Source organism: Rhizobium sp. J15 (assembly GCF_002531825.1).
Classification (GTDB): Bacteria; Pseudomonadota; Alphaproteobacteria; order Rhizobiales; family Rhizobiaceae; genus Rhizobium.
Window position 1 is genome coordinate 103571 of sequence record NZ_NWSX01000012.1, and the last position, 18997, is coordinate 122567.

At 63.3% G+C, this 18997-nt stretch carries 21 protein-coding genes; 9 read left to right on the forward strand and 12 right to left on the reverse strand.

Annotation, left to right across the window (positions count from 1 at the left end; all coding sequences use genetic code 11):
• Position 1: 1 nt before the first annotated feature.
• The 3 genes from CO670_RS13385 to CO670_RS13395 all read right to left on the reverse strand — a co-directional run bounded on the left by CO670_RS13385 (position 2) and on the right by CO670_RS13395 (position 2053).
• Entirely contained in the window at positions 2–1078 is a 1077-nt protein-coding gene (locus CO670_RS13385) for a putative zinc-binding metallopeptidase (protein WP_097590674.1), read from the reverse strand.
• 91 nt (positions 1079–1169) lie between these two features.
• Positions 1170–1361, reverse strand: coding sequence for a CsbD family protein (locus tag CO670_RS13390; RefSeq protein ID WP_097590675.1), 192 nt, complete (start codon positions 1359–1361; stop codon positions 1170–1172).
• A gap of 86 nt (positions 1362–1447) precedes the next feature.
• Complete coding sequence (locus CO670_RS13395; RefSeq protein WP_097590676.1) at positions 1448–2053, reverse strand: YqgE/AlgH family protein; 606 nt, start codon at positions 2051–2053, stop codon at positions 1448–1450.
• Positions 2054–2193: 140 nt separating this feature from the next.
• Here CO670_RS13395 and CO670_RS13400 point away from each other — a divergent pair, with 140 nt between their 5' ends.
• From CO670_RS13400 to CO670_RS13420, 5 genes are all read left to right on the forward strand, one after another.
• On the forward strand, positions 2194–3033 hold the full coding sequence (locus tag CO670_RS13400) for a protein-disulfide reductase DsbD domain-containing protein (RefSeq protein WP_097590721.1): 840 nt from the start codon (positions 2194–2196) through the stop codon (positions 3031–3033).
• 81 nt (positions 3034–3114) lie between these two features.
• Entirely contained in the window at positions 3115–3600 is a 486-nt protein-coding gene (locus tag CO670_RS13405) for a peroxiredoxin (protein ID WP_097590677.1), read from the forward strand.
• 263 nt (positions 3601–3863) lie between these two features.
• Positions 3864–4613: a metal ABC transporter ATP-binding protein gene (locus CO670_RS13410; RefSeq protein ID WP_097590678.1), complete on the forward strand. Its 750-nt coding sequence runs from the start codon at positions 3864–3866 to the stop codon at positions 4611–4613.
• Positions 4610–5482, forward strand: coding sequence for a metal ABC transporter permease (locus tag CO670_RS13415; RefSeq protein WP_097590679.1), 873 nt, complete (start codon positions 4610–4612; stop codon positions 5480–5482). Before CO670_RS13410 ends, CO670_RS13415 begins: the two co-directional genes overlap by 4 nt.
• A 16-nt stretch (positions 5483–5498) precedes the next feature.
• On the forward strand, positions 5499–6398 hold the full coding sequence (locus CO670_RS13420; protein ID WP_097590680.1) for a zinc ABC transporter substrate-binding protein: 900 nt from the start codon (positions 5499–5501) through the stop codon (positions 6396–6398).
• 63 nt (positions 6399–6461) lie between these two features.
• Here CO670_RS13420 and CO670_RS13425 read toward each other — a convergent pair whose 3' ends face one another.
• The 7 genes from CO670_RS13425 to thrC all read right to left on the reverse strand — a co-directional run bounded on the left by CO670_RS13425 (position 6462) and on the right by thrC (position 14427).
• On the reverse strand, positions 6462–7154 hold the full coding sequence (locus CO670_RS13425; RefSeq protein ID WP_097590681.1) for a substrate-binding domain-containing protein: 693 nt from the start codon (positions 7152–7154) through the stop codon (positions 6462–6464).
• A 24-nt stretch (positions 7155–7178) separates the two neighbouring features.
• Positions 7179–7487 carry a Dabb family protein gene (locus CO670_RS13430; protein ID WP_097590682.1) on the reverse strand — a complete coding sequence of 103 codons (309 nt, stop codon included), beginning with the start codon at positions 7485–7487 and terminating at the stop codon, positions 7179–7181.
• A 104-nt stretch (positions 7488–7591) separates the two neighbouring features.
• Positions 7592–8017: a hypothetical protein gene (locus CO670_RS13435; RefSeq protein WP_097590683.1), complete on the reverse strand. Its 426-nt coding sequence runs from the start codon at positions 8015–8017 to the stop codon at positions 7592–7594.
• Positions 8018–8147: 130 nt separating this feature from the next.
• Complete coding sequence (locus CO670_RS13440) at positions 8148–11060, reverse strand: sensor domain-containing phosphodiesterase (RefSeq protein ID WP_097590684.1); 2913 nt, start codon at positions 11058–11060, stop codon at positions 8148–8150.
• Positions 11057–11671: a GNAT family protein gene (locus CO670_RS13445; RefSeq protein WP_097590685.1), complete on the reverse strand. Its 615-nt coding sequence runs from the start codon at positions 11669–11671 to the stop codon at positions 11057–11059. The genes CO670_RS13440 and CO670_RS13445 overlap by 4 nt, the downstream gene beginning before the upstream one ends.
• Positions 11672–11700: 29 nt before the next feature.
• Complete coding sequence (locus tag CO670_RS13450; protein ID WP_097590686.1) at positions 11701–12999, reverse strand: pitrilysin family protein; 1299 nt, start codon at positions 12997–12999, stop codon at positions 11701–11703.
• A gap of 3 nt (positions 13000–13002) precedes the next feature.
• Positions 13003–14427: a threonine synthase gene (thrC, locus tag CO670_RS13455; protein ID WP_097590722.1), complete on the reverse strand. Its 1425-nt coding sequence runs from the start codon at positions 14425–14427 to the stop codon at positions 13003–13005.
• A gap of 263 nt (positions 14428–14690) precedes the next feature.
• On the opposite strand from thrC, the gene CO670_RS13460 reads away from it, so the two are divergent.
• Positions 14691–15338: a hypothetical protein gene (locus CO670_RS13460; RefSeq protein WP_176538933.1), complete on the forward strand. Its 648-nt coding sequence runs from the start codon at positions 14691–14693 to the stop codon at positions 15336–15338.
• A gap of 184 nt (positions 15339–15522) precedes the next feature.
• Here the strand turns inward: CO670_RS13460 and CO670_RS13465 are convergent, their stop codons facing one another.
• The gene (locus CO670_RS13465) at positions 15523–16212 is read right to left on the reverse strand and encodes an HAD family hydrolase (protein WP_097590687.1); all 690 of its coding nucleotides are present in this window, start codon (positions 16210–16212) and stop codon (positions 15523–15525) included.
• Positions 16213–16411: 199 nt separating this feature from the next.
• Between CO670_RS13465 and CO670_RS13470 the strand changes: the two genes are divergently transcribed.
• The 3 genes from CO670_RS13470 (at position 16412) to CO670_RS13480 (ending at position 18305) form a co-directional block, all read left to right on the forward strand.
• Entirely contained in the window at positions 16412–17080 is a 669-nt protein-coding gene (locus tag CO670_RS13470; protein ID WP_097590688.1) for a GntR family transcriptional regulator, read from the forward strand.
• Between the two features lie 212 nt (positions 17081–17292).
• Positions 17293–17883, forward strand: coding sequence for a biotin transporter BioY (locus CO670_RS13475; RefSeq protein ID WP_097590689.1), 591 nt, complete (start codon positions 17293–17295; stop codon positions 17881–17883).
• 32 nt (positions 17884–17915) lie between these two features.
• Complete coding sequence (locus CO670_RS13480) at positions 17916–18305, forward strand: DUF1284 domain-containing protein (protein WP_348628103.1); 390 nt, start codon at positions 17916–17918, stop codon at positions 18303–18305.
• On the opposite strand, the gene CO670_RS13485 is transcribed toward CO670_RS13480, so the two are convergent.
• Entirely contained in the window at positions 18298–18987 is a 690-nt protein-coding gene (locus tag CO670_RS13485) for a metalloregulator ArsR/SmtB family transcription factor (protein WP_097590691.1), read from the reverse strand. The two genes, CO670_RS13480 and CO670_RS13485, sit on opposite strands and share 8 nt — an antisense overlap.
• Between the last annotated feature and the right edge of the window lie 10 nt (positions 18988–18997).

The window sequence follows — 18997 nt, forward strand, 5'->3', positions numbered from 1 at the left end:
CTCACCCCATCTGTTGCCGCGCCGCGGCGGCTCCCTGGATCAGCCGGTGCAGATATTCGAGCTTGGCCACGACAGGCGAGGAGAGCACGAAGGGATAGGAATCCGGCTGGCCCATGCTGCGCTGGATGGCGTTGATCGCCAGGCTGAGCGGCACCCAGGCGCTGACCAACTGTTCGGCGCTCTCTGCCCTGTAGGGGAGAAAATCAACCTCGCCGGCGATCTCTTCATGGCCGCGGGGATCGATGGCGATACCGAAGGCGCGCGCCGTCTCCAGTGTATCGACGATATGGAGGTAGTGCGCGAAGCATTCGGCGAAATCCTCCCAGGGGTGGGATGCCGCATAGGCGCTGATGAAATTGTTCTGCCACCCGAGGGGCGCGCCGCCGGCATAATGTTTCTCGAGCGCTGCCGCATAATCCTGCCGCTCGTCGCCGAACACGGCTCGAAAATCCGCCAGGCCATCGCGGTCGCGCACCAGCTTGTTCCAGATGAAATGCCCGGCCTCGTGGCGGAAATGACCGAGCAGCGTGCGATAGGGCTCGTTCATTGACGTGCGCGCCTGTTCGCGCGTCGCATCGTCGGCTTCGGCGGCGCGGATAGTGATCAGGCCTTCCTCGTGGCCGGTTATGGCGGGCACGACATAGCCGTTATCCTGCAGGGAATCCTCGAGGAAATCGAAGACGAGGCCGCCTTGCGGATCCTGCATCCGGTCGGGATGCGGCAGCTTCCAGCGCAGCAGCGAATAGAAGAGATGTCGTTGCGCCTGGCTGATGCGCCGCCAGCGGTCGATGCCGTCCTGGGTACCGGTGTTTGGAACCAGCCGGTTATGGCGGCAGGCCAGGCAGAATTCGCTGTCGCCCTCCACCAGCCAGTTGCAGATGTCGAGGCCGGCATTGGCGCAGAAGCGCAGGTCGCGGTTAGGGTCGGAAACGAGCTGCCAGACCGTCTCGTCGCGCGGCTCCAGCGCATGCATCGCGAGGTCGCCGGGCAGGAAGCCGAGGCGATGGTTGCAGCGCACGCAATGGCGGTTGTCGAAGTGGACGACCTGGTCGCAATTGTCGCAAGCGAAAAGCTTCATCGTAAATGCCTTCTGCAAAGCATGGGTAGCGGATGAAAAAATGCCCGCCGGGCGAGCGCGCGGCAGGCATCATGAAGAATGAGCGTTTGGCTCACAGCCGGTCGATGGCGCCCTTGAGCTTGTCCTTGACCTTGCCGGTCGCGACCTGTCCTTTGCCCTTGGCTTCATGCACGGCGCCCTTGGCCTGCATGTCACGATTGTCCGTGGCCTTGCCGACGGCCTGTTCGGTCTTGCCGGCAATTTCGTTCGCCTTGCCCGAAATCTTGTCGCTGGTGCTGCCCATCGTCCGATGTCTCCTTCGTCAGCGGGGAATATCTTATCCCCGTTCGCCGAGTGAAAACGTCAGTCGGGACTATTCGTTCCGGCCTATCAGGCGTGGCCGGCTTCGGCCGAAAGCATGGCGGCCGTGACGCCCATGCTGGCGAGCGCCCGTTCGTATTTGTCCTCGAGGCTGCGATCGAAGATCATTTCCTCGTTGGCCGGGCAGGTGAGCCAGCCATTATTGGCCACCTCGTTTTCGAGCTGGCCGGCCGCCCAGGAGGAATAGCCGAGCAGCATCGTCGCCCGCTTCGGCCCGGCGCCCTTGGAAATGGCGCGCACGATGTCGAGCGTCGCGGTCAGGCAGATGTCGTCGCTGACCGGGATCGAGGAGTCGCTGGCATAATCGTCCGAGTGCAGCACGAAGCCGCGGCCGCTTTCCACCGGCCCGCCGGTCTGGATCGGGAAATCGCGCGCCCGCTGTGGCAGCACGATCGAATCTTCCTGCTTGATCATGTCGAGATGCAGCAGAACGTCGGTGAAGGTGAGGCTCTGTGGCCGGTTGATGACGAAGCCCATGGCCCCGGCATCCGAATGGGCGCAGATGTAGATCACCGTGCGCGCGAAGTTGCGGTCTTCCATACCAGGCATGGCGATGAGGAACTGGCCATCGAAGAAGCCACGTTCCCGTCTGTTCTTCAGCGTCGATAAGGACATCGTTCCTCCTGCTGCCAGACCGCACAAGGCCTCGACATAGGAAACATGGGCCAATGTCACAAATCAATCAACCGAAAATGAAGATTTAAATGGCCGCGGCTTCTGGCGGCCAAACGCCGCTTTCGGTAAACCATTGTTCCATGATGATTATTTGCGTGAACCCGCGAAAGCTTTTAATTGCGGCCGTTTCGGCCGCCGCAGCGCTTGTTCCCTTTGGCTCCGTCCATGCGGAAATGAGCGCCTGGGCGCAGAACGAGGGCGGACGCATGCGCCTCGTGGCACTGCCGGCCGATCCCGGCGGCAAGATCCGCGCCGCTCTGCAGATCGAGCCGAAACCCGGCTGGATCACCTATTGGCGCGAGCCCGGCAACAGCGGCATTCCGCCTCAGCTGACCCTCGCGCCGGAGAGCGGCGTAACGCTCGACGCCATGGCCTATCCCGTTCCGAAGCATTTTTTCAAGAACGGGATCGAGGATATCGCCTATGACGCGCCGGTGACCCTGCCGCTTGCGCTTTCGGCGGCAGGCAAGGGGCCGGTGGCAATCGACGCGACTGCCTTCATCGGCATCTGCAAAGATATCTGCATTCCCTTCCAGGCGAATTTGTCGCTGAAGCTCGGGCCGGCCATTCAGTCGCAGCCCGAAGAAGAGGCGATCCTTCAGGCGGCCGAGGCGAGCCTGCCGAAGCCGCCGTCGGTGGACTTCGACGTGAGGGCGCATGCAATGTCGCCTGATATGAAGACGCTGTCGCTGACGCTCGCTTTGCCGGGCGAGGGGATTGATGCCCCCGACATCATCGTCACCGGCCCGAGCGGCCATGCCTTCACCAAGCAGATCGGCGGCAAACGGGACGGCGCCAGCTTCAAGGTCGATATCGCGATCGGCAAGCTGCCGGAAAATTACAACATTTCGGGCAAGCGCTGGGGTGTGCTGGTCGTTGACGGCAAGAAGGCGATGGAGACCACCCTTGCCTTTGAATGATCGGGATCTATAGTTCGCCCCGAACCCGCCAGGCCGGAAACCGACAAGCCGGCGCCCGAGCCAGAAACCCAGGAGAAAACCATGACCATCGCGATCGGCGACAAGCTTCCTGCCGCCACGTTCAAGGAAAAGACCGCTGACGGTCCGGTGGAAATCACCACCGAGCAGCTCTTCGCTGGCAAGCGCGTCGTGCTCTTTGCCGTGCCGGGCGCCTTCACGCCCACCTGCTCGCTGAACCACCTGCCGGGCTATCTCGAAAACCGCGACACCATCCTCGGCAAGGGCATCGACGACATCGCCGTCCTCGCCGTCAACGACTGGCATGTCATGGGCGCCTGGGCGCAATCCTCCGGTGGTCTCGGCAAGATCCACTTCCTCGCCGATTGGGACGCCGGCTTCACCAAGGCCATCGGCCTCGAAGCCGACCTCTCCGCCGGCGGCCTCGGCCTGCGCTCCAAGCGCTATTCGATGCTGGTCGAAGACGGCGTGGTGAAGTCTTTGAACGTTGAGGATAGCCCCGGCCAGGCAACGGTTTCGGGCGCGGCCGCGATGCTCGAGCAACTCTGATCTTTTCTTCAAAATAAGCGATGAAGGGCGGCATTCGGTCGCCCTTTTCCATTTGCGGAACAACGCACGGGTCTCGCCTCAATCTCGCCGCAATCGTTATAACATAACCGTAATGTTATTACATTGTCAGGACGAGCCATGCCCCCGAGCCGCGACCGCCTCTATATCAGCCTTTTGGGGCAATCGGCTTTATCGAGAGTGATCGGGGTTTTTCTGCTCATTGCCGTGCTCTGGCTTGTCATCCATTGGGCGGTCCTGCTGCCATGACGCCGCTGATCCGTCTCGACAATCTGACTGTCGCCTATGACCGTCATCCGGCCGTCCATCATGTCTCCGGCTCCTTTGCGTCAGGCAGCCTGACGGCGATCGCCGGGCCGAACGGGGCCGGTAAGTCGACGCTGTTGAAGGCGATCATGGGCGAGCTTCGGCCCGCCGAGGGCAGGGTGGAGCACCGGCTGGGGCGCGCAGAATTCGGTTATCTCCCGCAGGCGGCCGAGATCGACCGGCGTTTTCCGATCTCGGTCATCGATACCGTGATGCTCGGCGCTTGGAAGACTGCCGGCGCCTTCGGCCGTGTCGCTCCGGCCGACATCAGAAGGGCAGGCGAGGCTCTTTCGGCCGTGGGGCTCGAAGGTTTCGGCAAGCGCCATGTCGGCTCGCTCTCGGCCGGCCAGTTCCAGCGCGTGCTTTTTGCCCGCCTGCTGCTGCAGGATGCCGGCACCATCCTGCTCGATGAGCCGTTTACGGCGATCGATGCCCGCACGACGAGGGATCTGCTCGATATCGTCGTTCGCTGGCATGGCGAAGGCCGTACCGTCATCGCCGTGCTGCACGATTTCGAGCTCGTCCGTGCACATTTTCCGCAGACCCTGCTGCTCGCCCGTGAACTCGTCGGCTGGGGGCCGACCGCCGAGGTCATGTCATCCGCCAATCTGCTGAAAGCCCGCGCCATGGCCGAGCGCTGGGATGAGGACGCCGAGGCATGCGGTCCTGAAGAGGCGCCGGCGGCATGACGGCCTACGATATCTTCTTCGCACCCTTCGCCGATTTCGGTTTCATGCGCCGCGCGCTGGTCGCCTGCCTTTGCCTCGGGCTCGGCTCGGGGCCGATCGGGGTCTTCCTCATGCTCAGGCGCATGAGCCTGATGGGTGACGCCATGAGCCACGCCGTTCTGCCGGGGGCCGCGATCGGCTACCTCGTCGCGGGCTCCCTGTCGCTGACGGCGATGGGTTTAGGCGGCCTCGTTGCCGGCCTGTCGGTGGCGCTGCTGTCAGGTGCCGTCAGCCGGATGACCGTGCTGCAGGAGGACGCGAGCTTTGCCAGCTTCTATCTCGCTTCGCTGGCGCTCGGCGTGCTGATCGTCTCGCTGCGCGGCTCGAACATCGACCTGCTGCATGTGCTGTTCGGCACGATCCTGGCGATCGATGCTCCGGCGCTCTACCAGATCGGCGCTATCACCTCGCTGACGCTTGTCGTCCTCGCCTTCATCTATCGGCCGCTGGTGGCGGAGTGCTTCGATCCCGGCTTCCTGCGCGCCGTCGGCGGGCGCGGGCCGGTCTATCATGTGCTCTTCCTGCTGCTCGTGGTGCTGAATCTCGTCGCCAGCTTCCAGGCGCTCGGCACCCTGATGGCGGTCGGCCTGATGATGCTGCCCGCCGCGATCGCCCAGCTCTGGTCCCGCAGCCTGCCGGCCATGATTGCCGTCGCGACCCTGAGCGCGGCTGCCTCCGGCTATTTCGGCCTGATCGCCTCGTACCATCTCGAACTCGCCTCCGGCCCGACGATCATCATGACGGCGGCGCTGATCTACGCCTTTTCGATCTTTTTTGCGCCTTCCGGTCTGGCTCGGCGCTTCTTTCCCCGCCCACATCTGAAGGGCTGATCCCAAGGAGACTTCGATGATACCGCATAGACTGCTTCTCTCCGCAGCTATCCCCGCTTTGATGGCGCTCTCCACCACGCCGGCCTCCGCCGAAACGCTGAAGGTGGTCGCCTCCTTCACCGTGCTCGCCGATGTCGTCAAACAGGTGGGCGGCGATCATGTCGACGTGAAGAGCCTCGTGGGTCCGAACGGCGACCCCCATGAATTCGAGCCGTCGCCGGCCGATGCGAAAAACCTTAACGCGGCGCAGGTGACCTTCGTCAGCGGCGAAGGGCTGGAAGGCTGGATGGACCGGCTGATCACCGCCTCGGGCTATAAGGGCAAACCGGTCACGGTCTCCGAAGGCATCAACACCCGCACCATGGAAGAGGACGGCGAAACCATCACCGATCCGCATGTCTGGAACAGCCCCGTCAACGTCAAGATCTGGGTCGCCAACATCGAGAAGGCGCTGTCATCGGCAGATCCGGCCGATGCGGCCGCCTTCAAGGCCAATGCGGAGAAATATACGCAAACGTTGGATAGGCTGAACGCTTACGCCCATTCGAAATTCGACCAAGTGGCGGGCGACCGCCGCAAGGTGCTGACGAGCCATGACGCCTTCGGCTATTTCGGCCGCGAATATAATGTCAGTTTCCTCGCGCCCCTCGGTCTTTCCACGGAAAGCGAAGCCTCGGCTGCCGACGTCGCCAAGCTGATCGAGCAGATTAAGAGCGAGCATGTGAAGGCCTATTTCTTCGAAAACTCCAACGATCCGCGCCTAGTCAAGCAGGTCGCCAAGGCAACGGGCGCCGAGCCCGGCGGCGAGCTCTATGTCGAATCCCTTTCCGACGCCAAGGGACCGGCGCCGACCTATGAAAAGATGTTCAGGTACAATGTCGACCAGCTTGCCGCCGCCATGGCCAAATCGAGCTGACGATCGATGCTGCAGGTCGTGCGCCGTTGTTCGGAACCGCGGCGCACTTCCGCGCGACACGCATCAGCGGCGCTCGACACCTCTTGCCGCCAGCATGTCGTCAATGGCAGCGGACACCAGAAACTCCGACAGTTGCCTGGCGGCCTCTGCGTCCCTTGCGCTGGCGCCGATGCCGATAGCGAAGTCGATGTAACTCTGAAGCTCTGCCGGAAACCGGCCGACAAGCATGACATCGGGCGCGGCCGCGAGAATTGAAGTCACGGGGACGACCCCCAGCTCGGCTTCCCCCCGGCCGACCGCCGCCGCTGTCTGTCCTCCCGGTGCGGCCACGAGCTTGGGCTTCACCTCCTCGGCTATTCCCAGGCGATCCAGCAGCCCGGAGAAGTAGGCGCCGCTGCTGCCGTCACTGGCATAGGCGATCGATCCGGCGCTCTGCAATGCATGTTTGAATGCCTCGACCGATCCGATGTCGAGCGGCCGGCTGCCCGCCCGGGCCGCCACGCCCATTCCTATTCGGCCAAACGCGACCTGGCTGCCGGGCTCGACCTTTCCCGAGGCGATGAGATCGTCGACCATGGGCGGATTGATGATGACGAGATCGAAAGGCTCGCCGGCGTCAATCTGCTTCTTAACGGCAGGGTTGACCTCCCATTTGGCCGCAACGATCAAACCTGTCGCCGCTTCGAACCGGGGAATGAGAGCAAGGACGGCGGGCCGGATCGCGATCGCGCCAAAAAGCCGGATTTCCTGATTCATGGCCCAGCCGTCCCAGGTGCGCTCTTAAATATTGAGGTCGAAGACCAGGATGCCGGCAAGGCCTCCGTCCGTCGAGGAGACGAGGCGTTCGCCCACAGTCACATGTTCGGGATGGATGAGATAGGCGTCGCGCGCCTCGGGGCTTTCGAAGGTGACGGCAAAGCCGTCGACGAAGCCGCCGTGCAGCCCCTCGGGCGAAACGTTCGGCCCGTATTTGATATCCAGTATGCCGGGAATGACCTGTTTCAGCGCGACGATCGCGTCGAACAGGGACTGCTTGTCTTCACTCGTCACCGCCGTCTTCAGCCGCAGGAATACGCAGTGCAGGATCATCAGTCTTCCTCCCGATTTTCTGTGCCGGCAGAATAGCCGCGAAAGCGGGGAGGGCAATGGGGTTTATTTTCACGCTCGCGTTGGGGCGCGTCGGAATCTAAGAGTTACATCTGGTCGGTCGCAGCAGGTGCGCGCTTGTAGATCTTCCGGACGAGATCGCCGGAAAGTGCGCGGGCTTCCTCTTTCTCAGTCGCCGTCATCGGTCGGCAGGTGTTGCGCAGGTTGGAAGCGTCGAGCACGGTCGCAGCCCCCGAATTGGCGATGACGAGATGCCAGCTGCAGGACGCAGCTCTATCGATGGTCACGGCGCCATGGCAGCCGGAGGAAAGGCAGAGAGCCACGATCACCTGTGCTCCGTGATCGCCCTTATGGGCCTGTTCCAGGGCTGTCTTGAACTCTTTCGTCCACCTCTCGCAGTGGGCCTGCTTCGCGCCCGGCTGGCAGCTTTTGGTGACGGGATGAATATCCTCCGCCTGAAGCGGCGAGACGCAAAGAACGCTCATGGAAAGGGCGAGCAGCAGCTTGAGCATGGAATGTTCCTGTTGGGATGAAAGAAAAGCGCAGATCGCCGGCCGGTGGTCAATGGTCATTATTGGGGAGGTCGGCGCAGCGGCAGGAATCGCCCGGCTGCGCCGAAACCGGCTGGATCGGCCTCGCGGGTCAGGCCCGCTTCGTCAGCGGAAATCGCTCCCGCAGCAGCCGCAGGACCGCTTCCGAAGTCGCCGGCTGGCCCAAATGATAGCTCTGCCCGTAATTGCAGCCCATCTTGGCGAGTTCGATCGCATCCTCGTCGGATTCGATCCCCTCCGCCACCACCTTCATCTCCAGCTCGCGCGCCATTGCTATCACGGATTTCAGCACGGTCGCCTTCTTGTCGTTGCCGCCGCGCACGAGCGTCTTGTCGAGCTTGATCGTGTCGAACGGGAAACGCGTGAGATAGGCCAGCGACGAGTAGCCGGTGCCGAAATCATCGAGCGCGAGGCCGATGCCGGCTTCTTTCAGCTTCTGCAGCACGAGCCGCGCCTGTTCCGGATTCTCCATCACCATGGATTCCGTCAGTTCGAGCTTGAGGCGCGAGGGCTCGCAATGTGTCTTGGCGAGCACGGAGCGCACGTCGTCGTAGAGCTCGTTGTTGAGCAGCTGCACGCTCGACAGGTTGATCGAGACGAAGATCGGCAGTTCGCCGGTCTGGTGCTGCCAGCTCATCAGATCGTTGGTCGCCTGCTCGAGCGCGAATATGCCGAGCGCCCCGATGATATCGGAAGCCTCGGCGATCGGAATGAATTCGGAGGGCGGGATATTGCCGCGCTTGGGATGTTCCCAGCGCATCAGGGCCTCGAAACCGGCGACCTCGGCATCCTCCAGCCGCGCGATCGGCTGGTAGACCATCGACAGTTCCTTGCGCTCGATGGCGCGGCGCAGGTCCGTTTCCAGCTGCAGGCGGTCGGTGCCGAAATCGCGGAAGGCCGGCTGGAACGGCTCGACGCGGTTGCCGCCGGCACGCTTTGCCCGGTACATGGCAAGCTCTGCATCGCTGAGCAGGCCACTGGCGCTTTCCTGGCGATCCACCCAGGAGGCGAGGCCGATCGAGGCCGTCAGGATGATCTCGCGATTGGAGAAATTGATCGGCACCATGATCGCCTTGCTGATCGCGTCGGCGAAATCGGCGACCTTGGCCGGATTGTGCTCGGAAACGAGAATAAGGCCGAACTGGTCGCCTGCAAGCCGCGCCAGCGTATCCTGCGGCTTCAGGAGCCGGCGCAGGCGCCGCGTCAGCGCGATGAGGATGTTGTCGCCGGCTGCGACGCCGAGCGAATCGTTGACCAGCTTGTAGCGGTCGATGTCGATCACCATCACCGTCGGGCGCAGCGTTTCCCCGCCCGGCGCCAGCGCCAGCACTGATTGCAGGCGGTCGAGGAAGACCTGCCGGTTCGGCAGTCCGGTCAGATTGTCGTGCAGCGCATCGTGCAACAGCCGCTCGACGGAATTCTTCTGCTCCGTCACGTCGACGATCGTGCCGACGCAGCGGATGATCTCGCCGTTCGAGCCGAGCACCGGCCGGGCGCGGATCAACAGCCAATGAAAATGCCCGTCCTCGGCGCGGATGCGGAATTCGTGGTTCAGCCGGCCGCGCCGGTGTTCGAGCAGCACGTCGAGCGTGGCGCGGAAGCGGTCGCGGTCATCCGGGTGCAGCCTCGGCAGCCAGTTGCGCGCCGCCCCGTGCATCGCGCCGGCGGAAAGGCCGAGCTTGATCGAGACGTCGGGAATGGTGACGACGCGGTCGCGCGCCACGTCCCAGTCCCACACCATGTCGCCGGAGCCGGTCAGCGCCAGCGATTGCCGTTCGAGATCGGAAAACAGCCCCTGCTGGAAGGCGCCGCCGGCAAAGGCGTGCTGCATCACCGTGAAGCCGATCAGGAGCACGATGAGCACGAGGCCGCCGCCGAGCGCCGGCTGGATGATGTCGTTGTCGAGCCGGCCGGTGACCGTCAGCCACGCCCCGAACAGCCAGACGAGCGTCAGCGCCCAGGCCGGCACTAGGAGGATGGCGCGGTCGTAGCGGTTGAAGCCGAGATAGATGATCAAAAGCAGGCCGGTCGCCGCCGTCAGCGCGAAGGATAGCCTGGCGATGCCGGCCGCGATCGACGGATCGTAGATCGCCACGCCAAAGAGCAGGGCAAGGCCGAGTACCCAGGCGAGCGTCGCGTAACCCAGATGCGCATGCCAGCGGTTGAGGTTCAGATAGGTGAAGAGGAAGATGACGAAACTCGAGGCCAGCGCCACTTCCGCGCAGGCGCGCCATATTCGCTGGTCGGCCGAGGCGACGCTGATCAGCTTGCCGAGAAAACCGAAGTCTACGCAGATATAGCCGAGCACCGCCCAGGCGAGCGCTGCCGTCGCCGGCAGCATCGAGGTGCCCTTGACGACGAAGAGGATGGTCAGGAACACGGCCAAGAGGCCGGCGATGCCGAGCACGATGCCGCGATAGAGCGTGAAGGCGTTGATCGTATCCTTGTAGGCGTTCGGCTCCCAGAGATAGATCTGCGGCAGCTCCGGCGTCGAAAGCTCCGCGACGAAAGTGATGACCGCGCCGGGGTTCAGCGTGATGCGAAAGACGTCGGCCTCATCGCTCGGCTGCCGGTCGAGCGCGAAACCTTCGCTCGGCGTGATCGCCATGATGCGCTGCGAGCCGAGATCCGGCCAGAAGAGCTTGGAATTGACCAGACGGAAATGCGGCGCGACGATCACGCGCTCGAGCTGCTCCTCGGAAACATTGGCGAGCGCAAACACTGCCCAATCGCCCTGATGGTTCTCCGAGCTGGCCCGAACCTCGATGCGGCGGCGGATGCCGTCGGCGCCTGCGGCCGTCGAAACCTGGAATGCCTCGCCCTGATTGGCGTAGATCTCGGTCGTCGCCGTCAGGTCGAGGGCTGTATCGTCACGGGAAATCTTCACCGGTTCGGCCGCCTGGGCAACGCTCGCCACGAGGGCGAAGGCCGCCAGGAAAAAGGCTGCGATCACCGCGATCACTCGTCCGGACGGTGACTTGGGCAGCATGCGGTCTCTGGTCATCGGCTGTCGGTTTTCCTGCCTTTATCCGTATCGGTGGCGAGACGTGAAAACATCACATGGTCGTGCCACTGACCGTTGATCTTCAAATATCCGCGCAGATAGCCTTCCCGCTGAAACCCGGCTTTTTCAAGCAGGCGGATGCTGCGCGCGTTATCTGGAATACAGGCTGCTTCGATACGGTGCAACTCAAGCCCGGTGAAGATATAAGGAATAACCATTTGAAGGGCGGCAAACATATGCCCCTGGCCGGCATGGCGTTCGCCCATCCAGTAGCCGATCATGCAGCTTTGCGCCGCACCCCGTCTTATGTAGCCGATGGTGATGCCGCCGACGAGCGTCATGTTGTCCCTGAGGAAGATGAACAGCGGGATCGCCTGGCCCGAGGCATATTCCTGCTTCCCGCGGATGACGCGGGCGCGGTAGGCGCCCTCCGTCAGCTCGTCGCGTCGCCAGGTCGGCTCCCAGGGCTCCAGGAACTTGCGGCTCTCGGCGCGCAGCCGGTGCCATTGGCTGAAATCCTGGTAGCGCGGCAGGCGCAGCAGATATTTGTCGTTTTCCAGCTCGACCGCTTCCGGCTGCCGCGACAGGAACCGAAAAACCGATTTTGGCATCGATCACTCCCGGCGGAACGGACGGCGGCTCAGAGGCTTGCCTGCATCGTCTTCGGCGCCGGGACCGAAAGCGAGGCTTTGATGTCTTCCATTGGCGCGAGCTGTTCCAATGGCCCGATCGCCGAAAGCGTCGGCACCGTGTCGTAGAACAGCCGGCCGGCAAGATCGGTCAGCCGCTCGATGGTGATGCCCTCAAGCCGCTCCATCATCTCCGGATTGGAGATCGGCCGGCCGTAGAGCATCATCTGCCGGGCGATCTGGCCGGCGCGGGCGGCCGGGCTCTCCTGGCCCATCAGCAGTTGGGCGCGGATCTGGGCGCGGGCGCGCTCGATTTCCTTCTGGTGGATCTGATCGGCGGATTTGTGCAGCTCGTCGATGATGACGGGCACCAGTTCCGGCAGGTTTTCGCCGCCGGTCGCCGCATGGATGCCGAAGATGCCGGTGTCGGAAAAGCCCCAGTGGAAGGCATAGACGGAATAACAGAGGCCGCGGAATTCGCGCACTTCCTGGAAGAGCCGCGAAGACATGCCGCCGCCGAGGATGTTGGCGAGGATCTGCGAGCAGTAGAAATCGCGGGCGTGATAGGGCTTGCCCTCGAAGCCGAGCAGGATCTGCGCGTCCATCAGGTCGCGCGGCTCGCGCACGCTGCCGCCGATATAGCGCGCCGCTTCCATGACCGGCGGCGCCGACGGCGTAGTCGGCAGGCTGGCGAAGCGATCCTCGACCATGCGCAGGAATTCTTCATGATCGACGGCGCCGGTGGCCACCACGAACATGCGGTCGGTCGTGTAGTTGCGGCTGAGGTAGGTGCGGATCTGCGGCGGCGTGAAGGAGACAACGGTCTCCGGCGTGCCGAGGATCGGCCGTCCGAGCGTCTGGTCGCGATAAGCGGCCTCGGAGAAGCGGTCGAACACCACGTCGTCGGGCGTGTCGTTGGCGGCGTTGATCTCCTGCAGGATCACCTGCTTCTCGCGTTCGAGTTCTTCCTCCTCGAAGGCCGATTCCGTCAGGATGTCGGCGAGAATGTCGACGGCGAGCGGAACATGGTCCTTGAGCACGCGGGCGTAATAGGACGTCGTCTCGGTCGAGGTGGCGGCATTGACTTCGCCGCCCACGTCCTCGATTTCCTCGGCGATCTGGCGGGCCGTGCGGCGCGCCGTGCCTTTGAAGGCCATGTGTTCGAGCAGGTGAGCGATGCCGTGCTCGTCTAGCGTCTCGTTACGCGATCCTGATTTGATCCAGACTCCGAGCGCGACGCTTTCGAGATGCGGCATGGTCTCGGTGACTACTGTCAGCCCGGATTTCAGCCGGGTGCACTCAACTGTCATTGGCTATCTTTCTGCGCCTGCCTTCGTCTCGCCGCGGGCGTGCTGGCCGATAAAGGTTTCTACGGCTTTAAGCTCCGGCTTGATGATCTGGAAACGCTCCTCCCTGTCCATCAGACCAGCAAGCCACGTCGGAAGCGCCGGGTCAATACCGGAGGCGGATTTTACGGCGACGGGGAATTTCGCCGGATGCGCGGTCGCAAGCGTCACCATCGGCGTATTCGGCTTCTCCTTCTTCTCAGCGACGAAGACGCCGATCGCCGAATGCGGATCAAGGAGATAGCCGGTCTCGGCATGGGTTTTGCGGATCGTCTCGGCCACCTGCTTTTCGCTGGCGCGCCCGGCGCGGAAGTCGCGGCGGATCGTCTTCAGCGCCTCCGGCGCAATCTCGAAGCCGCCCGATTGCTTCAGGCTTTCCATCGCCGCGCGCACCTTCGAGGCGTCGCGGTCATAGGCTTCGAAAAGCAGCCGTTCGAAGTTCGAGGAGATCTGGATGTCCATCGACGGCGACGTCGTCGCCTTGACCGCCTTCATGTCGTAGCGGCCGGTCTTCAGCGTCCGCGTCAGGATGTCGTTCTCGTTGGTGGCGATGACGAGCCGGTCGATCGGAAGGCCCATGCGCTTGGCGCAGTAGCCGGCGAAAATATCGCCGAAATTGCCGGTCGGCACCGTGAACGAGATCTTCCGGTCCGGCCCGCCGAGCGCCACGGCCGTCGTGAAATAATAGACGATCTGGGCCATGATGCGCGCCCAGTTGATCGAGTTGACGCCCGAGAGCCTGACCTTGTCGCGGAAGGCCACGTCGTTGAACATCGCTTTGACGAGGTTCTGGCAGTCGTCGAAATTGCCTTCGACGGCGAGTGCATGCACGTTCGCCGAGGTCGAGGTCGTCATCTGCCGCTGCTGCACCGGCGAGACCTTGCCGTGCGGGAAGAGGATGAAGATGTCGGTGCGTTCGCGCCCGGCGAATGCGTCGATGGCAGCACCGCCGGTGTCGCCCGAGGTTGCGCCGACGATCGTCGCCCGCTCGCCGCGCTTTTCCAGCGCATAGTCCATCAGCCGCGCGAGCAGTTGCATCGCCACATCCTTGAAGGCGAGGGTCGTGCCGTGGAAAAGCTCCATCACGAAGCTGTTCGGCCCGGTCTGGACGAGCGGGGCGATCGCCGGGTGGCGGAAGGTGCCGTAGGCCTCGTCGATCATCGCCCGGAAGGTTTCGTCAGGGATCTCGCCATTGGTGAAGGGCGACAGGATGGTAAAGGCGATCTCCTGATAGGTCTTCCCCCGCAGGCTGCGGATTTCCTTCTTGGAAAAGCTTGGCCATTTGCGTGGAACATAAAGCCCGCCGTCGCGCGCCAGCCCCGTCAGCAGGGCGTCGCAAAAGCCGAGGGAAGGGGCCTCGCCGCGGGTCGAGATATAGTCCACGTTCGTTATCCTTGATCTATCGCTGGAGGAAATACGGCCGGGCGCAGCCTGGCCCGCTTTGCCGCAAACCGGCAAGGCGCTGCCCTCGAGGCCACACCATTGCCGTTATCTTGTTGAAGTTGCCCGCATCCGGCGGCGAAAAGTGCATCAAAACGGCGCGTACCCAATCGATTTTTGTTTGCGCCGCTGATATAGACCATCGCAAACCGTCGTGAAAGGCCTCGCGAAAAAGACATGGGGCCTCCAAGAAACGCTTGTGCAAGGGGTGGAATATCGTGCTCGGCAAGGTCTCGCGTCTCATCGTCTCTGCTTCTTTCCTTGCCCTGCTGGCTGGTTGCAACTCGCTCGGCGTAGGCGGCGACAGCAAGACGGAGCCGCCGCCGGCCCAGCCGAACGGCAACGCCCAGATCATGCCGCTGGCGCCGGCCAATCCGTCCTCGAACAATCCTTCGATCGGCACCGCCACGACGGCGCAAGGCACGACGGCCCCGGTCGTTCAGGGCGCCTGCCCGCAGATCTTCATGCGCGACCAGGATGCGATCTTCCGCACCTACGCCAAGGGCAAGAAGGACGATCCGCAGCAGATTGTCCTCCAGGCCTCCGTCGGCGATTACACCCGCCAGTGCACGCTGAACGACACGAACCTGACGATGACCATCGTCGCGCAGCTGCGCCTCATCACCGGTCCGGCCGGTGGTCCCGGTCCGGTCACGCTGCCGATCCGCATCTCCGTCGTCGACGGCGACAGCGTGCTCTATTCCGAAGTCACCAAGTTCCCGACGGAGATCCCGCAGGGTGCCGCGAGCGCGCAGGTGATCTTCCGCAAGGAAGGCATCAAGCTGCCGGTCGGCTCCGGCGCGCTGGTCCGCGTCAACATCGGCTTCGATACCCAGCCGGCAAAGAGCAAGAAGAGCAGCTAAAAGCAATTTTGCTGGGCTCGGATGCCCTCAGCCCTGCGCTCGTCATGGGAATCCATTCATCGCGCGTCGGCGCGGTGAATGACTATCGTCGACGTAAGTAGTCTTCTTTCGCGCCCAAGGACTTGGGCGCACTGGATCCCTGTGACGAGCACAGGGATGAGGGAGCAAAGGGTGTTGCCTAACCTTAAAGTACGCCTTCCCATGCCGCGAGCGCGGCGACGACGCCCGGCAGGTCGTTCATGCGCGAGATGACCGTCTCGGCGCCGGCATCCGTCAGTTTGTCGGCATGCGCGGGGTAGCTGTGCGAGGCGCCGGTAAAGCCGATGACCCGCATGCCGGCGGCGCGCGCCGCGTGCACGCCGTGCACGGAATCCTCGACGACGACCGTCTTGTCGGGCGAAACCCCCATGCGGCTCGCGCCATGCAGGAAGATGTCGGGCTTCGGCTTGACGCGGTCGGCGCCGAGATCCTTGGCGGAAAAGATATTGGGCGCGAACAGCGGCTTCAGACCCACTTTGCCCAGCATCATGTCGAGCCGCTTCGTGCTCGAATTCGAGCAGATGCAGCGCTTCATCGGCAGCCTGGAGATGGCGAATTCGACGCCGGGAATGGCCTTCACGTCACTCGCCAGCCTGGCGTCGAGCAGCTTTTCCGATTTCTCCAGCAGCGAAGCCGAAAGCGGGATGCTTGCCTCGCGCTCGATCTGGAGCAGGATGTTGTGCCATGTCATGCCGGCGAAGCGCTCGCCCATTTCTTCGGCGCCGATCGGATAGCCGGCCTCCGTCAGAAGCCCGGATTCGACTTCCGCCGCGATGATTTCCGAATCGACCAGAACGCCGTCGCAGTCGAAGATGATGAGGTCGAAGCCGTCCATATGTTCACGCCTTGCTGGAAGTCTGGGTCTTGTCCGGGAATGCTGCGGCTTTACACGATGGCCGGCCAAAGCTCAACCTGATCTCCGGCATGGCTGGGATGCGGCACGCGGGCGGCTCCGCGCCGGCTATAGGATCGGTGGCGCGAGACACGGTCACTCCGGCCTCGACAAGCCGGTACCTGCCCGCTACTGAACGTGCATGGCTAGGGAACCGGAAGATACAATCGCAAGCCGCATCAGCCGGGTGCTCGCCGAGCGCATCGTGCTCGGCGAACTGCCACCGGGCGCGCGCCTGCGGCAGGACCATATCGCCGAGGAATTTCAAGCCAGCCACGTGCCGGTGCGGGAAGCCTTCCGCCGGCTGGAGGCGCAGGGGCTGGCGATCAGCGAGCCGCGCCGGGGCGTGCGCGTTGCCTCCTTCGATCTCGCCGAAGTGCGCGAAGTCGCCGAAATGCGCGCCGCCCTCGAAGTGCTGGCGCTGAAACATGCCGTCCGGCACATGACCCCCGCCATTCTCGATGCCGCCGAGGCGGCGGCGCGCGAGGGCGATGCCGCGGCCGACGTCCATGCCTGGGAGGAGGCCAACCGCCGCTTCCATCGGCTGATCCTTTCCCCATGCGCCATGCCGCGCCTGCTTGCCGCCATCGATGATCTGCATGCGGCCAGCGCCCGTTTTCTTTTTTCCGCCTGGCGTTCCGGCTGGGAAAAACGGACGGATCACGACCATCGGGCCATCCTCGCCGCCCTTCGCCAGGGCAAGGCCGAAGAGGCCGCCGCCATTCTGCAGAAACATGTGCAATGGATCGGCCGCGCCCCGCAATCCGCTCAAAAGAGCGGTGGGCCCGACGCCTTCGCCATCGTAGGCTGACTTTCTCTAAAATTATAGATAATTTTGTCGGCGAAGAGACGGCTAAATAATTAAGCGTTTTCATTCGGTTGCGGCGCATGTCTGCATCGACTCGCGAGCCTCGAATGTTGGAATTGATCCAAAGTCAGCTCAGTCAGCTTGCATTTGAGTCGAATCCTTTTCATAAAAATAGATGAAATCAAAAATTATCTATAATTTGAAAAGGAGAGCCTATGTCCCTGTCCGATCCGTCACACGGCCTTGTCTTCGATCCATTGCGTCTCTCCGCGAGGCCGCTGGCGGTAAAAGCCGCCTTCGTTCTCGCCGGCACGCTGGTGCTTGCGCTCGCCTCGCAGATCGCCGTGCCGATGGTGCCGGTTCCCATCACCATGCAGACCTTTGCGGTCACCATGATCGGCGCGCTTTACGGCTGGCGTCTCGGTGCGCTGACCGTGCTCGCCTGGCTCGGTGAAGCCATGCTCGGTTTGCCCGTCCTTGCCAACGGCAGCGGCGGCCTGGCGCCCTTCGCCGGTCCGACCGCCGGCTATCTCGTTTCCTTCCCTGTCATCGCCGCTCTCGCCGGCTGGCTTTCCGAGCACGGCTGGACAGGAGACCGGGTGGTGGCGAGCTTCGTCGCGCATTTTTCCGCCAATCTTCTTTGCCTTGCCATGGGCGGCCTCTACCTCGCCTCTCTTCTCGGCACGGAAAAGGCGTGGGCTCTCGGCGTTGCTCCCTTCATTCTCGGCGCCGTGCTGAAATCCGCGCTCGCCGCCGCCATGCTGAAGGGCCTGCGGATCTATGCCGGCCGGACGCGGCTGAATTGACCGTCCGGCTTCGCGCCCATCATCTGCTCTGCATGCTGACCTTTGTCGGTGAAGGCTATACGCCAGCCTTCATCGCCAATTACCACCGCATCGCCGCGCGTCTTTCGGCCGGAGAGGATATCGAAATCGTCTCCGGCCCCGACGACATCTGCGCGCCGCTTCTGCAAGATCCGTCGGCCCATTGTTTCAGTCCCGGCCCTGCACGCCGAGACGAGGCCGCGGCAGAAACCATCGGTCGCCTGCTCCGCATCACAGTCGGGCAGGGGGTGCGAATTTCGCCCGATGAAAGGCTTCTGCGCCGCCTTCGCCTGCGCTTCGCCATGGAAGAGTTTAAAAGCGCCTGCGAGGGTTGCGAATGGAGCGAGTTTTGCAGCGACATCGCCGGCGGCGGATTCCGCGGCGTGCGTGTTGCGCCTAATTAGTTTCCAGCGGGAAAAGCTTCAGGAACTGCCGGTCGCCTTCCGGCGAGAAGAGGATGGAGCGGCTTTCGGCCGCCCGCCGCGCCCATCCCTTGTCGAGGAAGCTTGCCAGCAGAGCCTTGCCGAGGCTGCCGGCAAGATGGGCCCGCCTTTCGCTCCAGTCGAGGCACGAGCGGCAGAGCGGGCGGCGCGACGATCTGAGCGCGCCGACATCGATGCCGATGCATTTTAGGTCGCTTTCACCCTTTTCAGTCAGCGCAAGGCCATCTCCGACCGCGTCGATCGATCCGGAGGAAATGAGGCTGTCGAGCATGCGCACGCCGTAATCGCCGGCAAGATGATCGTAGCAGATGCGCGCCTTGCGCAGCGCCGGCTCCTTCGGGCCTGGGCGATGGCGCAAATGTCCCCGTCCGGCGGCAAAGCCCATCATGCTTTCGATCAGCCGTGCGGCCGCCTCGTCGGCAAGCGTGAAATAGCGATGCCGGCCCTGTTTGCGCTGGGCAAGCAGCCCGCCGGCTTCGAGCTTGGCAAGATGCGTGCTCGCCGTCTGCACGGTGATGCCGCCGACGCCGGCAAGCTCGGTCGCCGTCAGCGCCCGCCCGCCGGTCAGCGCCGCCAGCATATTGGCACGGGCGGGATCGCCGATGAGCGCGCCGATCTGCGCGATGTCAGGACCTTCCTTCATACTTCGATCG

Excerpts from the sequence above, each read along its gene's own strand:
- CO670_RS13430 (WP_097590682.1), bottom strand. The coding sequence starts at position 7,487 with ATGATCCTGCACTGCGTATTCCTGCGGCTGAAGACGGCGGTGACGAGT.
- CO670_RS13415 (WP_097590679.1), top strand. The coding sequence starts at position 4,610 with ATGACGGCCTACGATATCTTCTTCGCACCCTTCGCCGATTTCGGTTTC.
- CO670_RS13480 (WP_348628103.1), top strand. The coding sequence starts at position 17,916 with ATGCTGACCTTTGTCGGTGAAGGCTATACGCCAGCCTTCATCGCCAAT.
- CO670_RS13405 (WP_097590677.1), top strand. The coding sequence starts at position 3,115 with ATGACCATCGCGATCGGCGACAAGCTTCCTGCCGCCACGTTCAAGGAA.
- CO670_RS13435 (WP_097590683.1), bottom strand. The coding sequence starts at position 8,017 with ATGCTCAAGCTGCTGCTCGCCCTTTCCATGAGCGTTCTTTGCGTCTCG.
- CO670_RS13485 (WP_097590691.1), bottom strand. The coding sequence starts at position 18,987 with ATGAAGGAAGGTCCTGACATCGCGCAGATCGGCGCGCTCATCGGCGAT.
- CO670_RS13440 (WP_097590684.1), bottom strand. The coding sequence starts at position 11,060 with ATGACCAGAGACCGCATGCTGCCCAAGTCACCGTCCGGACGAGTGATC.
- CO670_RS13425 (WP_097590681.1), bottom strand. The coding sequence starts at position 7,154 with ATGAATCAGGAAATCCGGCTTTTTGGCGCGATCGCGATCCGGCCCGCC.
- CO670_RS13385 (WP_097590674.1), bottom strand. The coding sequence starts at position 1,078 with ATGAAGCTTTTCGCTTGCGACAATTGCGACCAGGTCGTCCACTTCGAC.
- CO670_RS13450 (WP_097590686.1), bottom strand. The coding sequence starts at position 12,999 with ATGACAGTTGAGTGCACCCGGCTGAAATCCGGGCTGACAGTAGTCACC.
- CO670_RS13410 (WP_097590678.1), top strand. The coding sequence starts at position 3,864 with ATGACGCCGCTGATCCGTCTCGACAATCTGACTGTCGCCTATGACCGT.
- CO670_RS13390 (WP_097590675.1), bottom strand. The coding sequence starts at position 1,361 with ATGGGCAGCACCAGCGACAAGATTTCGGGCAAGGCGAACGAAATTGCC.
- CO670_RS13465 (WP_097590687.1), bottom strand. The coding sequence starts at position 16,212 with ATGGACGGCTTCGACCTCATCATCTTCGACTGCGACGGCGTTCTGGTC.
- CO670_RS13420 (WP_097590680.1), top strand. The coding sequence starts at position 5,499 with ATGATACCGCATAGACTGCTTCTCTCCGCAGCTATCCCCGCTTTGATG.
- CO670_RS13400 (WP_097590721.1), top strand. The coding sequence starts at position 2,194 with ATGATGATTATTTGCGTGAACCCGCGAAAGCTTTTAATTGCGGCCGTT.
- CO670_RS13475 (WP_097590689.1), top strand. The coding sequence starts at position 17,293 with ATGTCCCTGTCCGATCCGTCACACGGCCTTGTCTTCGATCCATTGCGT.
- CO670_RS13395 (WP_097590676.1), bottom strand. The coding sequence starts at position 2,053 with ATGTCCTTATCGACGCTGAAGAACAGACGGGAACGTGGCTTCTTCGAT.
- CO670_RS13445 (WP_097590685.1), bottom strand. The coding sequence starts at position 11,671 with ATGCCAAAATCGGTTTTTCGGTTCCTGTCGCGGCAGCCGGAAGCGGTC.
- CO670_RS13470 (WP_097590688.1), top strand. The coding sequence starts at position 16,412 with ATGGCTAGGGAACCGGAAGATACAATCGCAAGCCGCATCAGCCGGGTG.